The sequence below is a fragment of the Negativicutes bacterium genome (genome assembly GCA_021372785.1).
GTDB lineage: Bacteria > Bacillota > JAAYKD01 > JAAYKD01 > JAAYKD01 > JAJFTT01.
On sequence record JAJFTT010000051.1, the window covers coordinates 18,848 to 34,955 of the forward strand.

Annotated in this window: 12 protein-coding genes and 1 pseudogene; 2 read left to right on the top strand and 11 right to left on the bottom strand. The window is 46.9% G+C overall.

The features are described 5' to 3' along the window. Positions 1-2: 2 nt before the first annotated feature. From LLG09_06965 to LLG09_06980, 4 genes are all read right to left on the bottom strand, one after another. The gene (locus LLG09_06965) at positions 3-2,369 is read right to left on the bottom strand and encodes a DNA internalization-related competence protein ComEC/Rec2 (protein MCE5196853.1); all 2,367 of its coding nucleotides are present in this window, start codon (positions 2,367-2,369) and stop codon (positions 3-5) included. Beyond that, the gene (locus LLG09_06970) at positions 2,369-2,998 is read right to left on the bottom strand and encodes a helix-hairpin-helix domain-containing protein (GenBank protein MCE5196854.1); all 630 of its coding nucleotides are present in this window, start codon (positions 2,996-2,998) and stop codon (positions 2,369-2,371) included. The genes LLG09_06965 and LLG09_06970 overlap by 1 nt, the downstream gene beginning before the upstream one ends. 145 nt (positions 2,999-3,143) lie before the next feature. Further along, a complete protein-coding gene (locus LLG09_06975) occupies positions 3,144-4,088 on the bottom strand; it encodes a GNAT family N-acetyltransferase (GenBank protein ID MCE5196855.1) in 945 nt (314 codons plus the stop codon). A 103-nt stretch (positions 4,089-4,191) separates the two neighbouring features. Continuing rightward, the gene (locus LLG09_06980) at positions 4,192-4,446 is read right to left on the bottom strand and encodes a hypothetical protein (GenBank protein MCE5196856.1); all 255 of its coding nucleotides are present in this window, start codon (positions 4,444-4,446) and stop codon (positions 4,192-4,194) included. A 74-nt stretch (positions 4,447-4,520) separates the two neighbouring features. Here LLG09_06980 and LLG09_06985 point away from each other — a divergent pair, with 74 nt between their 5' ends. Then, positions 4,521-4,724 (top strand): DUF1858 domain-containing protein, encoded by a 204-nt coding sequence (locus LLG09_06985; protein ID MCE5196857.1) that lies wholly within the window; start codon positions 4,521-4,523, stop codon positions 4,722-4,724. Positions 4,725-5,181: 457 nt separating this feature from the next. Here the strand turns inward: LLG09_06985 and LLG09_06990 are convergent, their stop codons facing one another. Next, positions 5,182-5,931 (bottom strand): alpha/beta hydrolase, encoded by a 750-nt coding sequence (locus LLG09_06990; protein MCE5196858.1) that lies wholly within the window; start codon positions 5,929-5,931, stop codon positions 5,182-5,184. A 175-nt stretch (positions 5,932-6,106) separates the two neighbouring features. Beyond that, positions 6,107-7,141, bottom strand: coding sequence for a M42 family metallopeptidase (locus LLG09_06995; protein ID MCE5196859.1), 1,035 nt, complete (start codon positions 7,139-7,141; stop codon positions 6,107-6,109). A 249-nt stretch (positions 7,142-7,390) separates the two neighbouring features. On the opposite strand from LLG09_06995, the gene LLG09_07000 reads away from it, so the two are divergent. Beyond that, positions 7,391-8,545: an aminotransferase gene (locus LLG09_07000; protein ID MCE5196860.1), complete on the top strand. Its 1,155-nt coding sequence runs from the start codon at positions 7,391-7,393 to the stop codon at positions 8,543-8,545. A 219-nt stretch (positions 8,546-8,764) separates the two neighbouring features. Here the strand turns inward: LLG09_07000 and LLG09_07005 are convergent, their stop codons facing one another. The 5 genes and pseudogenes from LLG09_07005 to LLG09_07025 form a co-directional block, all read right to left on the bottom strand. Beyond that, positions 8,765-10,297 (bottom strand): ATP-binding cassette domain-containing protein, encoded by a 1,533-nt coding sequence (locus LLG09_07005; protein ID MCE5196861.1) that lies wholly within the window; start codon positions 10,295-10,297, stop codon positions 8,765-8,767. A 395-nt stretch (positions 10,298-10,692) separates the two neighbouring features. Then, the gene (locus LLG09_07010; GenBank protein MCE5196862.1) at positions 10,693-11,424 is read right to left on the bottom strand and encodes a hypothetical protein; all 732 of its coding nucleotides are present in this window, start codon (positions 11,422-11,424) and stop codon (positions 10,693-10,695) included. A 293-nt stretch (positions 11,425-11,717) separates the two neighbouring features. Continuing rightward, positions 11,718-12,043, bottom strand: a pseudogene (locus tag LLG09_07015) (GNAT family N-acetyltransferase). Positions 12,044-12,463: 420 nt separating this feature from the next. Then, the gene (locus LLG09_07020) at positions 12,464-14,845 is read right to left on the bottom strand and encodes an ATP-binding cassette domain-containing protein (protein MCE5196863.1); all 2,382 of its coding nucleotides are present in this window, start codon (positions 14,843-14,845) and stop codon (positions 12,464-12,466) included. A 7-nt stretch (positions 14,846-14,852) separates the two neighbouring features. Next, entirely contained in the window at positions 14,853-15,470 is a 618-nt protein-coding gene (locus LLG09_07025) for a TetR/AcrR family transcriptional regulator (protein MCE5196864.1), read from the bottom strand. Positions 15,471-16,108 lie beyond the last annotated feature (638 nt).

The window sequence follows — 16,108 nt, forward strand, 5'->3', positions numbered from 1 at the left end:
GTTCATTCTCTTGCAAGACAGGCAGTCACGGTCCACTGTCTGCCGTCGCTGCGCAACCGAATCGCACCGACCTGATTCGTAGCATAAACTGCCGCCGCCGCTTTGGCTAAGCGATTAACGGTTTCCTCTGCCGGATGACCATAGCTGTTGTTACGTCCGGCTGAAATGACTGCAATATCCGGCTGCCAGGCAGCCAGCAGCTGAGCGGAACTGGAACCGGTGCCACCGTGATGGGCAACTTTCAACACGACTGCAGCTTTTTCTGCTGTTACGGTTGCCAGCAATTGCTGCTCGGCGGCTGCCTCGATATCGCCGGTCAGCCAGATCACCGTCTCGCCATATTGCAGACGCAGCACAACCGAATCCTCGTTACCGCCATCCTGATTCACACCACAGAGTTTGACTTCGATCTCACACTCTTTGGCAATGCGAATCCGATCCCCCTTGGCGAGACCAATCTGTTGCTCCGCCTGAGCCCTACTCAGCCATTGCTGCAAGTCCTGCGGCAATACAGCGTTCTCGGGCAGAGCATGCAAAAACAAGCGAAAGGGAAATACCTGATTGACCTGGATCAATCCCTGATAGTGATCGCCATGCGCATGGGTCAGCAGCACAACATCCAATTGCTGGATACCCTGACGGCGCAGGAATGGCACCACTGCTTTTTTTCCTACGCTGCTTTCACCACTGGCAGAACCGCCGCCATCAATCAGCATTGTATGTCCATCGGAGAAACGAAAAAAGAGCGCTTCTCCCTGACCAACATCAAGCATCACCATTTCCATCGCATACGGCCATGGGTGCCAAATCCAGAGCATTACCGCTGTGAGAGCCGCAGCGGCAACTGCTTTCCTGCTGATTTTACCGTTGTTAAAAGGCCAGGCGCTGAGCAGCAATAAAACAGCATAACTGAATGCCACAGCAGGCCAGCCGGGTGTGGCAATATTATAAGCGGCAAAGGGCAATCCGGCAAAAAAACCACCGATTTTGACCAACACTCCAATATAAAGGTGAGTGGCGGCATATGCCCAGGCCGCAGCAGCCGGTCCCAGGGGAGTCAGACAAACCAACAGCAAGACTAAAAAGGGAGCCGGCAGAATGAACACAGCAAAAACCAAGTTACTGAGCGGAGCAATCAAAGAAATCTGATTGAATAATTGAATACTCAGCGGTAACACCGCCGTCTGCGCCGCCAATGTCACGGCCAGCGTTAGGGCGATCGAATTTGGCAAGTGCAACTGCAACTGTAAAAATTGAGCAAAACGGGCGGACCAAAGCAAGATGCCGGCTACCGCCGCAAAAGATAATTGAAATCCCGCTTCATAAAGAATAAACGGGTTTTGCAGACAAAGCAGCAAAGCGGTGAGCGCCAACAGGGAAGGCCATTGCGTTCTGCGCAGGATCAGTCTGGCCAGCAAGGCGAGAATGATCATCGTTCCCGCCCTTAACACAGAATCTTCCAAACCGGTCAGCAGCATAAAAAAAATGACAGCCAACATGGAAAAGCAATATTCCAGGTTCAACGGGAGCGGCAGCCGACGCAGCAACCAGCGAATCCCGGCTAAAAAGATGACGACATTGCCACCCGACACAGCCAGTAAATGCAATAATCCAGCCACTTGAAAGGAATCATACCATTCTTCCGGTAATTCGTCTGTCACACCGATGGTCAAACCCAGCAAGAAAGCAGCCTGCTCCGGCTGCAGATAGCTGCGGCCGTTGGCTTGGATTTCGGTCATTTGCCGGTAAATACTGTGGCGAATCTGCCAGATCGAACGGATCAAAGAAACCTGTTCTGTCGGCTGCAACGAGCTAAACCCCGTTTTACTGACATAAATTCTGCCAATCATACCGCGTCTGTGGTTTTGCAGCTGCCAGTCGGGATCACCGAAATTGTACCGACCGCTGCTGACGGACAACTTGCCTTCCGCTTGCAGGAGATCCCCGGGCGCCGGCTGCAGCAGGATGCCCGCTTCAAAATAGACCTGTAATCTGCCCGGTATCGCCTCACTTTTTCGATTATGAATGATGGTTAGGTCATTCAGGCTCAGTTGCCAGGCGCCTTCGGCATCCTGCAGCGGAAATCCGTCGACACAGCCGCTGATCCGGACGGTTTCGTCTTGCCAGGATTCATCCAGCATAGCAGGCAGCCTGGCTGCGCGCACCGTAGTAAAGCAGAAACCGCCGAGCAAAGCAAGCGCTGCGACTAGCGGCAGCATCCGCCGGGTGCGCCGCAGCAACCGCCAGGCGAGCAGCAAGCAAAACCCAATCACTGCCAGTGGCAGCCAAGCCGGTCCCCAGGCACAGCCTTGCAGAAGAATACCACCGGCAAACCCGACACCAAGCCAAAAAACAACTGTCTGCTGCATCATTGCACCGTGATGAATGCTGCAATGGCAGCATAGATTCCGTTCCCAATGCCGGCAACTTGCATAATGTCCTCTATTTTTTGAAAATTGCCGTTCTTTTCCCGATAAGCAATAATCGCCTGCGCACGCACCTCGCCGATTTGCGGCAAAGTTGCCAGCGTTTCGGCATCCGCCAGATTGAGATTCACCTTGCCGTCCGAAGTGGTCTGCCTGGCGTCTGCGTCTTCTGCCGCTGTTTCTCCGACAGAGGGAATATAATAACGCTGACCGTCTTGCAAAATGGCAGCGAGATTGATCTGATCCAAATCCGCCGCCTCGGTTTCACCTCCGGCCAGCAGAATGGCTTCACCCAAACGGCTGCCCCCGGTCAGCCGCAGCAAACCGGGCTGTCTGACCGCGCCGGCCAGATGCACCACAATTTCGCCTGCTTCTTCCTTCTGAACACTCTGCCTGTCGGCGGGAGTTAGCTCGTTCCTTTCCTTCTGCGCTCCGACATCATTCTCCGCAAGATTTTGTATGACAGCAGGTTGTATCGCAGCCGCATTCCACCAGCGGAGACCGGCGGCTGAGATGATAAGGCCGCCAAGCAGACCCAGGAACATCCCTTGCCGTAACGATAATTTATTCATCCATCATCGCCTCCTTTTCAGACGCAAGTATGGATATCATTTCCAGAATAAATCGAATAAATCCTGCTTTATTAAAAAAATAAATCGAAAAAAAACAGACCTTTTGAAAGGCCTGTTCCCGTTCTCGTTGAACGCGCTTCGGTGATTACTGCTTGCGAATCAGCATGGCGTGACCGCGGTGCATAGAAAATCGCTCATAATAACTTTGTAATGCTTCGTCGCAAATGAGATCGATGGAAGACATCTGGCGAAGCTGGTCCAGCATGCTTTGCATCAAACGACTGCCAATGCCGTGGTGCTGCATCTCCGGCAGCACTTCCAACAGCGGCAGAAAAGCAAACCGGACGCCATCGGATAAGGCATTGACCAAACCAACCGGTTTCTTGGTGTGAAATTCCAGTGCCAGAACGAAACGATAACTATTTTGCAGAATTTTCATTAATTCTTCCCCGCTCAGCGGTTGCTGCCAACCCACACAAAATCCATTCAGTTGCTCCGCTGTGATGCCGTTTAAATCGGTTTGATACAGCAGGATAGGATATTGACTGTATTTCTGCAGAAAGGCGGAGGCATCCAACCGAAAAGTCAACGCATCATAACTGCTGCCGCCAACTTTACGCCGGCCTACCAGACGTTCGCATTCATAAAAGCCGATTTTCTCCGCCAAAGCAATCATCGCGAGATTACCTGACCAGGTTTGGCTGTAAATTTCCTTGATCCCGTTACTTAAAAAATAGTGGATCAGCATCAGATAAGCAAGCGTACCCAGCCCCTGTTTGCGATCCTCCGGCAGCGGGATATCGATGCCGATCGCCGGTTTGCCATTTTCCATCAGATAGGAGCTGACCCAGCCGATGTGCCTGTTATCCGGCAAGTAGAGTTCGAAACGGGTTCGCCGCGCCGTCAGCGGCAGTCGAAGCCTTTTTTGATACAATTCGGTCAGAGCTTTTGTATCCAATGGTTCATCCAACTCCCAGGGAGCATCCCAGGCCATCCATTCAGTCTCGGTCGTATACCACCGGACATAATCCTCAATATCCGGCAAATCAATATCTTTCAGAATCAACCGATCTGTGACTAGTTGCAGCATTAATCCCACACCCTTCCAGAAGATGACGCCCGCTTCGTTCCCGCTTTGATCTTTCCGGATCAGCAGAGAAAAGGCCTTTTGATATGTTCTCTTGATTCTGTTGTTATTTTATGCCGGATGCAACAGAAAAGCAAGCGCCTTCTGTTTTTTCCTTTTGCTTTGTCCCCTTTTTATTGTCTGTTCTGCGAACTCGCTTATCCCGATTCGCTTGCTTTTCATCTTGGGGGATTCCGTCTTTTTTCTTTGCTTTTTTTATGAAAACATTCTGTCTTCCCTGTTGATTGGGAAAACTCTTCCCTTCGGAATACTCTCTCTTAATTCCTTGTAATCCTGTCAGAATTAAGTCTTTTTTTTTCATCTGTCTTATGATATACTATAAATAAAGCACCTCTGGATTTTCTCGCCGGGGTGATAAAAAATAAGGAGTGATAGATGATGATTACGAAAGAAATCGGTATTGTGGAATTGGTAGAAAAATATCCTGCCGCCGCTATGATTTTAATGCAAGCCGGGATGGGCTGCCTGGGCTGTGCTGCTTCTCAGTTTGAAACATTGGAACAAGGCTGCGCTGCGCACGGTATCGACGTTGACGCCTTAGTAAATACCCTGAACGAAGAATTGGTCTCAGTGAAATAAATCCGAAAAAACAGGACAGGTTGAAGTTGCAGCCTGTCCTGTTTTTTCAATTTTCACTAGATTTGCAGGCTGAAATGCTCAAAAGTAAAACAACCGCCGCCTTGCTTTAATTTTCCGGTTTCTGCCGGCCAATTGAAAGCCGGATTGATCTCAGTAATTCAGGATGGCTCGCCCGCGAGACTATGACATGCCGGTAAAACCCGCTGGATTGCGAATTGACGCACTCTCTGAGCCGATTGAAGAAACAACAGCGGAGCCGCGCCGGGTTCAAAAGCAGACAGTGTCCCGCTATCAATCATAGAACCGGAGCAAAGATGCTGACGTTCCGCTGCGTAAGGGCAGAGATGAACCTGTGGGTGACGCATTGCATGCGGTAAACATCACAAGGGGTTTCTCCCAATGCTTGTTTTCGCTGACGGCAGAGGCAGCAGTGTCGATTTGCTCTGCGGAAAACCAGTCATTGATGTTTTTCTTCCTGCTCTCTTTTGCCCAGCCAGATCAAACCCTGCGCCAAGCGATTGGGAATTTCCTTAAAATGCCCGCCTTCGTGCCATTGCAGTACCGTTTCTTTGATTCTGGGGTCCGCTGCCAGCATTTGCGCTGCCTGACGGGTTGCTTCCCCTACAGCAGCCAAGCGCGGACTGCGGGCTTTTTCTTCGCCGCGTCCCAAACTCAAGTAAAGCCGCGCATTTGCTCTGATGGTATGGGTTTTCATATAATCCAGAAAGCCTTCATACCAGAGGGATCCGGAACAGCAGGCGGCGGCTGCAAAAGCATCGGTTTGATACAAAGCCCAAAAAGCCATCAAACCGGCCAGCGAATAACCCAGAATTGCATTATGCTCCGGATCTGTCCAGACGGGATAAGATTGCTCCACTTTGACTTTTAAAACAGTCAGCAGCCAATCTAGCGTCAGAGCCGCTTTGCCGGGGAAGGCAGCTTCCGACTTAAAAACAGCCGCGGCCGGCCAGGGTGAAAAGTCAAACTGATTCTTTGCATCGGCAAATGTCACCACCAGAGAAGGTTGGCAAATTCCTTCAGCCACAGCGGCTTCTACAAGCTGCATGATCTCCGTAAATTCCGCGACCGATTCTCCACCCGAAACAGCATAGACTGCCGCATATTTTTTACCCGGCCCGCTGCCGGCAGGAAGATAGACAAAACAGGGAATATCGTTGATTTGCATCGTTTCGATCGTACCGTTCATCCGCCCTACCTCTTTTCATGGCTGACCGCAGCCCTATAAAAAACCGCCTGGTGGCAATAACAGGCTTTTTTCTCTCTCAAGCGTCAAAGAAAGCCTGCTGTGTTTTGCTCGTGATCAACGAAGTTCGCCACCGATTCGTTCGCCTTATCACTGCAGACATTGCTTCGTTGAGAAACTAGGCTAAATAAGCTTGCAGCAGTTTAAAGGTATTGGCCAACCCGTCGATATGGCTGCGCTCGTAGCCATGTGAGGCATAGACACCCGGACCGATTAAACCATGACGCACGTCAAAACCGGCGCGCAGCGTGACTTCCACATCGGAACCGTACATGGGATAAACATCCAGCGCATAATCCGCAGCGGCTCTTTGAGCGGCAGCAATCAGCTCGTTGGTCAATGCATAATGGTAAACGCCGCCGGAATCTTTCGGGCAGATAGAAACCATACGTTCGCTGCATTTTAAGCCGCTGCCCACGCAGCCCATATCGACCGAAATCACATCTTCGATGCAGTCGGGAATACCGGCGGCGCCGCCATGACCGACCTCCTCAAACATGGTAAAACTGAGCCAGACATTGCGGTTGGGGATCAGCTTTTCATCGGCATAATATTTAGCTATGGTCAACAGGACAGCGGAAGAGGCCTTATCATCCAGAAAGCGGCTCTTGATATAACCTTTTTTCGTCACGGTGAAGCGCGGATTCAAAGCGATAAAATCACCGTTCTGAATCCCCAAATCCTCCACATCTTTGGCGTTGGCAACAAATTCATCGAGAAGAACTTCGATGTTTGCCTTAAAATCGCGGGGATCGTTGACTTTGGGGTTGACATGCGCAGAGGCATTGGCAATTTGCAGGGTGCCTTCGTATTCCCTGCCGTCGCGCGTGATCACCGTAACCTGTTCGGTTTCGGTGTTATTCGGATTGAGACCGCCAATGTTGGCGAGCATCAAGCCGCCGTTTGCTTTGATACCGGCCACCACGCCGCCCAAAGTGTCGACATGACCGAACAGCATCAGAGGAGAACCGCTGCCGCCTAAATCAACATTCACTCCGCCTTTGCGCAGCGTATTCGGTTGGTAACCCATTGCCTGCAATTCATTGCAGAGGAATGCCGTAATTTCTTTTGTGTAACCGGAAGGGCTCTTGATAGCCAGCATCCGTTCCAGAACATCCAACATATAATCAATATACTTCTGCTCCATTTTCATCCTCCTAAAAAATTCAGTGCCTGCCGATATTGTAGCACCGGCGGAAATGATTGTAAAGGATTCGAATGAGAAAAGCCGAAAAGCAGGAAACTGTCCGTTTTATTTGAGCGATTGCCTCGATTCCCTCTTGACGCGCAAACGCTGATCGTGTTTACTATAAATAAGCAACAGTCAAACCCCAAGAGTTTACTGCAGCAGAGCAACTCACAAAACCGACATACCACAAGCAAGCGTAAGGAGTGATTTTTTTTGAATATCAAAACATTTCAAGTGGAGGAATGGATGAATGCCTATGAAACAGGCGCACGTTACAATATTGCGGAAACCTGTGTCGATTCCCTTTCGTTGGACGAACTGTTCCTGCTGACCGGTGAAGACAAACAGACCTTTCTTAACGAATTATGCGCCCGCCGTTTGACGTATGGCGATATTTTTGGAGCGCCGGCTTTCAAAGCGGGAATCGCCCGACTCTATCAAAGTATTACTCCTCAGCAAATCATCACGACCCATGGCGCCGCCGGTGCCAATCATCATGTCTTCTATTCGCTGCTGCAGCCGGGGGACCGCGTCCTTTGCGTCTTGCCAACTTATCAGCAGCTCTACTCCATTCCCGAATCGTACGGCGCAGATGTTCAGCTCCTGCAGCTCAATGTTCAGAATGGTTATCTGCCCGACCTGGCTCAGCTTGACCGTCTGGCGATCCCCGGCACCAAAATGATTTGTCTGAATAATCCCAACAATCCAACCGGCGCTTTGATCCCACCCGCATTGCTGCAGGAAATCATTGCCATCGCGCGCCGTGTGGATGCTTATATTCTCTGTGATGAAGTCTATCGTGGCTTAACTCAAGCCGACTGTGCTGTCGAATCAATTGCCGATCTTTATGAAAAAGGCATCAGTGTCGGCAGTATGTCAAAAGTATTTTCTCTGGCCGGGCTCCGTTTGGGTTGGATAGCCAGCAAAGATCCGGAAGTACTGGCTGCCTGCCTGTCACACCGCGATTATAATCTGATCAGTTGCAGCATTTTGGATGAAGCGGTGGCAGGATTCGCTTTAAAGCACGCGGACCGGATCCTGGCGCGCAATCAGGCCATCGTGCGGGAGAATCTGCATCTGCTGGATACTTGGCTGGCAAGCCAACCGCATCTGCACTATTACAAGCCGCAGGCGGGCACCACCGCGCTGCTTTATTATGATTTTGCTCTGCCTTCTTACGATTTCTGCCGGGCAATGTATGACAGCACCGGCGCTTTTGTCACACCAGGAGACTGCTTTGCTGAAGCGCACTGCCTGCGGATCGGCTATGCCTGTGACAAAAAAACGCTGCAGGACGGCCTGCAGGCAATGGCCGCCTATTTACAGGCTTTAGAAAAATCCGGCATCCCCTTGAACACCACTCACTGACATGAATCCAGCAAAAAAGCTGTCTCTCCGGTTAATACAAACCAAAGAGGCAGCCTTTTTTTGCTTCCCGTTTCCGGAAAGCCCATTGCGACCAACATTTAATACAAATAATACGAACAGACAATTAAAATCCCACCCGCTAAAATGGACCAATCGATTAACCAGGCAAAAGAAAGACAAAATAACAGCGATACAATCCTTCCGATTTAAGAATTTGCATTATCCACCGATATGGATGACCTGATCCACCCATTTCCGATAAAACGCTTCTTCGTGCGAAACCAGAATGATGTTGCCTTGCCAACGGATCAGTTCGTTCTTCAATACATCCTTTGCATCCGCATCCAAATGATTGGTCGGTTCGTCTAAGATTAACAAGTTCGATTTTGTCAGCATTAAAATACAAAGTTTCACACGGGATTGCTCTCCGCCGCTTAAGGCAGAAATCGGCTGTATCACACTTTTGGCTTGAATACCGCATTGTGCCAGATGTTTTCTGATTTGACTGGCTGAGAGCCAACTGTATTTTTCGGCGATAATCTGCACCGGCGTCTGCTTTGGATTACCCCAGACCAGATCCTGTTCATAATAGCCGATTTTCATGGTGTCGGAAAATTTAAAATCACCGGACAAGGAAGGAATTTGTTTGATTAATGTCTTGATTAGAGTTGATTTGCCGATGCCGTTAAAGCCGGTAATCACAATTTTCTGGCCGGCCGCCAGCATGAAATTGATCTTCGGTAAGAGAGGATTGGTGTAACCAATTTCCAAATCTCTCACAACCAATGCTTTCTGTGTGGTGACCGGCAGCGAAGCAAATTGAAAATTCGGTTTCGCCAATGCTTTGGGCGGCTCGATGATCTCGATACGGTCTAATTGCTTCTGCCGGCCCCGTGCCATTTTAGCGGTGGATGCCCTGGCTTTGTTTTTGGAGATGTACTCTTCGAATTTTTTAATCTGCACTTGCTGAGACTGAAATTCCCGTATATAGCTTTCCCGCTTAATATCCTTCAGCTGCAAAAACTTGTTAAAGTTGCCGCTGTACTTGGTCAGTACACCAAATTCGATATCACAAATGCAATTCGTCACAAGATCCAAAAAATCAAAATCATGGGAAATTACAATAAAAGCGCCTTCAAATTCCTTAAGATAGCCGGAAAACCACTCCACATGCTCTTTGTCCAGAAAATTCGTCGGTTCATCCAGCAGTAAAACGTCCGGTTTTTCCAATAACAATTTTGCTAAAATTACCTTTGCCCTTTGGCCGCCGCTCAGCTGACCTAAGATACTGTCCATGCCCAGGGCGGTGATGCCCAAACCGTTCGCTACCTTCATGATTACAGTTTCTATTTCATAAAAGCCTTGATATTCTAAAATCTCCTGCAGTTTCGCTGCTTTGTCAATCAATTCTTCACTGCTGTCGGTCGTCATGCTTTCATACAATTCTATGAGTTTTGACTCAGTCTGAATAAGTTCCTGAAAGGCAGTCTTTAAATACTCAAACACCGTTGCATTATTGTCTGTTTTGGCATATTGATCTAAATACTCATAGTTCAAATTGCGCTGCCAACTGATCCTGCCCTGATCCGGAACAATACTGCCTACGATAATATTGAAAAGCGTTGTTTTGCCTGTGCCATTATGACCGACAAGCCCCATATGCTCCCCTTTAAAAAGTTCAAAGGATGCATTTTTATACAAAACGTTTTCGCCAAAGGAATGCGATATGTCTATTACATCTAATAATCCCATACTCTTTTATTCATTCTCCTGTTATCTTGAGTTACGCCTGCTCTTACCTTCTCTTCCATCGCGATCAGATGAAACAGTTCATCAACGGATTCGTTTTTTAGATTCGTTGATGAGCCCCTAACCGACTGATCTGCCTTATGTGGCATTGCTGCAATGCTGTCTCCTTTGCTTTCCTTTAGCGGCAGCAATCCGCTCGAAGCCATCGACGGTTTCAAGTCTTTCCATCAGATCAATCATAAACGTTATGCAAGTATAGCAGAATTATGGAAAATAAGCAAACAAATAAACGATAGAACGACGCCTTGCTTTTATGACCGGGTACAGCCAGGCCTGGTCAGGTGTTCATGTAAAACCCGGCTTCTCGCTCGTTTTTCTGGATTTTGTTCCAACCGCCTTCAAACGATGATCCTGCGCGGGCCAAAAAGACCTTTTCGGATGGCAAGCGAGTAAAGATAGGGATAAGTCTTTTGCAGATTACGCATTGATTCCACCCATTCGATCAGCAGCTTTTGAAAAGCTCGCTGGATATCCAGGTTCAAATGCTGGAGGTCGGAAGCAGGCAGTGCCGTTAACGATTCCCGGCTCTGCAATTCGTCATAGACATGATAGAGCGACCAAAGCAATTCTGTAAAGCGATCGTGTTCCGCCAGATTCGCATTTTCAAAGAGTCGCAGCAGATCGCTTTTCTTCTTGTGCAGAATCAGATTCAAGCTCAGCAAATCATCGGGTTGGACATCGGCTTTCGGCGCATATTGATTGAGATACAGAATCAATCTCTTGAAATCCTGATCCCGCCAATCTGCCTGCAATGCCAGCTTATCTGTAATTTCACTCAGATTAACGATGGAACCGCGAAATGCTTGAATCAATTCGATGCCTGTTTCGGCATAAAATTCATTGATCACAACGCTGACACGATTCAATTTTGCCTGGTGTTCCCGTCGAGTCAACACCGTATTCATCCCCAGCGTAACCAATAAAACGCTGATTGGCAGAAACGCCATATCCTGCAGAAGATAAAACAAGGTTTCGTCGGGACGATGAAAAATAGTGAACTGGCAGTAATAAATCAGAATCGAGAAAACGGCCAGAAAAATCACGAGTACTTTGCTATGTAACTTCTTCACATACTTCTCCTTCCTGCCTTAAAACAAATTGCCGGAGTACTGGAAAATCAAGGGAGAATTGCGGATTAGCATTCATCTGAGCAATCCGAGACAAAATCTTTCTTTCAATACAGCAATACGGCTCTTCTTTTCTTTGGAACCAGCCGTTTTCTATCAAACACGGCACCGTTTTGCATCAAATCATTTCCGATAACCACATTTCCGGCAAAGTTCTTCGACCGCTTTTTGTTGGTAAAACCCAGAAACAGTTCATGTGCTCTTTACTTGCGAGAATTTCCGTAAAAGATTTTTCTTTTCAGTTGCTCAAACGCATATCTTTGGCAGGCAATCGCAGCTTCGGAAGCGTAACCCTGATGCCAATCAGCCTTCTGTAATAAATAACCGATTTCAAGTATTTGCCGCTCTTCGCAGTTCTGTACGCCGAACCCACATTGGCCGATCATCTCATTGGTTGTTTTCAAAATAACCGTCCATAAGCAAAGCCATGCTTTTGATAACGCCTCAATTGTCTGTCAAGCCATTGCTGCACTTCTGTATTTGTGAAAGCACCTTCATAGGCAATCATAACTTCGTCATCCTGCAGTATTTTACACAAGGCGGGAAAGTCTTGTTGCCGCATCTTTCGTAAGATGAATCCTGCCGGTGCTCAGACAATCCCATATCTCCTGAGAAAGTAATTCAGCAATGTGACACTATTTGTATTTCCATATACTATCTTATTAAAACGCCGGAGTCAATGCTGTTTCTGTCTATTTTTATCATTAAAACGTGTCAACAGCGGTTCGGTGCGAACGACCAGAAGATGCCCCGGACCCCCGAGGTTTGACGCTTCGGCTTCCAGGCGGGCAACTGGTTTCAGGCAAGAGAAAAGCGACACCGTAGTGCCGCCCTTCAGCCAACCCAACAGAGTGTCCGGACCGCTCCTCAGCGTTGGCCCAGCCTCCTTGTCGGTCAAGCAGTTATTAGATGATCACGGGTCCTCCGGTTTTTGCACGGGCACCTCCGAAATTGTCCTTGACATGGGGTCCGTTTGCGAAAGCTACTCGCTTCTCAGAGCTTCAACAGCATCCTTTCTTGATGCTATTTTTGCCGGAATATGACCGCCAAGGACAGTTAGAATAGTGCTGATGACAACCAGCATAAACGCGTGCAAAATTTGCAGATTGGCAACTCCTTTCAGCTCGGTCATGTCGTAAAGAAGTGAGTTGATTGGTATTGTCAGCAGCCACGCAATCCCGATTCCCAGGAGACCGGAAAATATGCCCAGGATAAAGGTTTCCGCATCAAATACACGCGTAATATCCTTTTTCCTTGCGCCTAAGGCGCGCAGTACGCCGATTTCCTTTGTACGTTCCAACACTGAAGTATATGTGATAATACCAATCATAATCAAACTGACAACCAGTGAAATGGCGGCAAAGGCGATCAATATAATAGTTATCGCATCCATAATGCCGCCTGTCAGTTCTGACATGGATCCTGCCAAATCATTATAGATTATTTGATCATCGATTTCCTTCCCATTATTATACGCATCTAAATAGGCAAGGACCGCATCCTTATCCTCAAAATTGTCCGGATACACCATAACCATAAAAGGAGTGGCGTTACCGCCAAGATATGCTAAAAAGTTTGCCTTTGTTTCTTTGTCCATGTCCTCCATGGTCATGATGTTTTTGTCACTCAATCGCTGCGCTTCGACAATCTTGGAATTGATTGCATTGTCAATAACAATTTGTGACAGCTCATCGCTGTAGGCAATACCGGAACCAAGAGTACCTATGCGAACATCCTGCTTTTGACGAACAACTCCGACAACTCTCACCGTAATGCTTTTGTCGGAGGCATACATTGCAGCGTAGTCACGACCGGGAAGATAGGTTCCCATCCCCGTTTTGACATAATAATCATCATTGGAAATTATTTTGAATTCCGTACCGAGAATATCTTTAAATTTGATGCTTTTCATGTTTTCGGTGTCAAAGCCAAGGCCTTTGAGAGTATTAAAGTCAATTCTGTTCTTAGAGTCTATAACAAGAACTAAATCGGTTGCACTTTTTGGATATTCTCCTGAAAGTAATTCATAGTTTTTTAACAGATAGGACTCATCGCCCTCTTTTAACTGCTTGGGATAGGATGAAAGCCCTATGGAGTCCATACTTTGTAAATTCGCCATGTTTGACAAGTTGGAGATGCTCATACCTTCTCCCATGGACGACATAATATTATGAAACATCACAGGTTGAATGGTATTATTTACAGCGCGCAGCATGTTCATGCCGACAATACGGGTGTAGCCAATACTGTTGCATATTTCAGGATCAATCTTATTCAGATAATCCATGTATTCATCGGTAAAATTATTTTTGTGTGCAATGCTGGTTTTCGCCGGATCATAAAGAAACACTTCATCGGAATCAGCATATTCCTCCGTACCAGTCATTTTTTCTTTCATCAGGTTCTGCACACTGGCCATGTTTTCTGTATTTAACTGCATGGATGATTGAGATATTATTATCGGAAACTCAGACATAGCATCACTTTGGAAAGTATCTATCTGCGCTTGAAACCCGGTCGAAAGGCTGAGAATAACCGCGATGCCTATAATCCCGATGCTGGAAGCCAGCGCGGTTAAAAAGGTTCTGCCTTTTTTGGTCCTTAGATTGGTAAATGAGAGCTTTAACGCCATGAAAAAGCTCATGCTGGTTTTCTTGAGAACAAAGCTATCCGGCTTTGGTTTTTCCTGATAGGGATGACTGTCGGAAATAATTTTGCCGTCTTGAAACCGAATAATTCTGTCCGCATATTTGTCGGCAATCTCAGGATTGTGTGTGACCACAATGACCAGGCGATCCTTCGCTACTTCTTTAATTAAATCCATGATCTGAATGCTGGTGACAGTATCCAGGGCGCCTGTTGGTTCGTCGCATAGCAGGATTTCGGGGTTATTGGCAAGCGCTCTGGCAATGGCAACGCGTTGCATTTGGCCGCCGGATAGCTGATTCGGTTTCTTATGCAGGTGATCTTTCAGTCCTACTTGCTCTAAAACCTCAAGCGCTCTCTTGTGTTTTTCCTCAGCCGGTACACCGCTCAGCGTCATGCCAAGCTCAACATTGGCAATAATGCTTAAGTGTGTAATCAGGTTATAGTTTTGAAATACAAAACCGATCGAATTGTTGCGATAAGCGTCCCAGTCCTGGTCTTGGAAATCGGAAGTCTTCTTCCCTTTAATTATCAATTCACCCGAATCGCAATGGTCAAGACCGCCGATGATATTCAAGCATGTGGTTTTCCCGGAACCACTCGTGCCAAGAATTGCCACGAACTCTTTTTCGCGAAATGCAACGCTGATATCATCAAGCGCTTTGGTTTCTATCCCTCCCACATAATAAGTCTTTTTGATATTTTTAAATTCAAGCACCATAATTTCACTCCTTTTTTTTCATGAAGCCGCGTCTTAATAGTTGAAGCTTCTGTAGATATTTTTGTTTTACCAGCTCGTAGTCCGAAATTCTTAGAAAAATCTCTGCGGTTGCGTCCCTGCAGATCGAAAAGAGGATATCGATCATATTTGTCAAATCGTCTTCCTGACGCAAATCGAGCAGTTCCAAGTTAATCCAGGGTTTCAATTCTTCAAAAATTTTCTTTTCGGCTGCATTTTTTGGCATTTTTAAGTAGAATTTGCTGTTGACTTTAATATCCGCAAACAAGTTCATACAAAAGCCGTTCCCTTTTTCTTTTGTGACAAAATGAACAGTAAAATCGAGAATATCTCTGATCATAAAAAATATATCACCATTGTTTTCACGAAGGCTTATTTTTACCTGTTCGATCATCTGTTGCCGATAGTCCAAAAGAATAAACTCAAGCATATCATTTTTATCGTTGAAATATTGATAGAAGCTTCCTCTCGGTATCTCTGCCGCGTGTACTATCTTATTGATAGACGCTTTATCAAACGGCACCCTAGAAAACTCATCTTTGATTGCGCAAACTAATTTCCTCCTTTTTTCTTCCGGTAAATTAAAAAAAGTGGATGTTGGCACAAAATCACCTCCCCAGTTTCAGAATGTCAGAGCCAGTCAGCACGGCTATGCGGGTTTTAAACTTGATGGTTTCTGTAAACACCGAACCCGCTGGCAGGGTAAGTATGTTGCAGTTTAAGCCGAAGATGGTTACTCCGGAGGCTGTCATGTAAAGCAGAACCTCTTGACTCTGCTTAGCTGACTTTATAGCAGGCTTTCATTATACATGACAACCTGTCATGTGTCAATTGATTTTTTAAATGAGATGCGAGATGGCGGAAAATGCCAGAACCCTCAAGGCCTCTTCGCATTTGCAATTTCCTTTCAGAGCGCCGTTATTCATAAAACTGTATGTACCTACGCTCCCACCTAAACTTTATAACTACAACCAGCTATACTCGTAGAAACTTCGGAAAGTGCTGTGTTTCTGCATAAAAACACTATATTTTGGCATAAAAACAATTGACTTTTCCGGGAATTGTAGTTATAATTATTATAACTACGGTGGAGGTGGTTAGATGAGTTATGTCATAGAGCAAAAGGTTGGAAAGTATACATACATGTACGAATGCACTGCCTACAGAGATAATGATGGCAACCCACGGAACAAACGAGTAATCATAGGAAAGATTGACTTGAAAACTGGGCTACCTGTATAC